The following is a 713-nucleotide window of genomic DNA, read 5'->3' on the forward strand; positions in this document are numbered from 1 at the left end:
ATCAGGCCGCGCGGCTGCAGGCAGTCGAGCGAGCGGATGAAGGTGTCCTTGCCGACCGAATCGTAGACCACCGGCACCCTGGCGCCGCCCGTGATCTCCAGCACGCGCGCCACGATGTCTTCCTCGTTGTAGTTGATGACGTGCGCGGCGCCGTGCGCCAGGGCGAGTTCCCCCTTCTCTTTGGAGCCGACCGTGCCGATCAGGTGTACGCCGAGCGCGCGCGCCCACTGGCAGGCGATCAGGCCGACGCCGCCGGCCGCCGCGTGGAACAGGATGGTCTGGCCCGGCTGCAGCTTGTACGTGCCGTTGAACAGGTACTGGACCGTCAGGCCCTGCAGCATCATGGCGGCGGCGGTCTCGAAGTCGATCGTGTCCGGCAGTTTCACCAGGATGTCGGCCGGCATGACGCGCACTTCGCTGTAGGCGCCGTTCGGGCGCCCGGCATAGGCGACGCGGTCGCCCGGCCGCACGTGGGTCACGCCCTCGCCCACCGCCTCGACCACGCCGGCGCCTTCCTGGCCCAGGCCCGAGGGCAAGGGCATCGGATACAGGCCGGTGCGGAAGTAGACGTCGATGAAGTTCAGGCCGATCGCATGCTGGCGCACGCGCGCCTCGCCCGGTCCCGGCTCGCCGACCGCGACATCGACGTAGTCCAGCACCTCCGGTCCGCCGGTCCGGGTCAATCGGATTGCCTTGGCCATCATTGTGTCTTC

The 713-nt window shown here is 69.1% G+C and carries 1 protein-coding gene; it reads right to left on the bottom strand.

Features of this window, described 5'->3' with window-relative positions:
• Positions 1–701: quinone oxidoreductase (locus tag KVT32_RS28025; protein ID WP_217619188.1), on the bottom strand; the 701-nt coding region annotated here is incomplete at its 3' end.
• Between the last annotated feature and the right edge of the window lie 12 nt (positions 702–713).

The organism is Achromobacter sp. GbtcB20 (genome assembly GCF_019091095.1).
GTDB classification, from domain to species: Bacteria; Pseudomonadota; Gammaproteobacteria; order Burkholderiales; family Burkholderiaceae_B; genus Achromobacter; species Achromobacter mucicolens.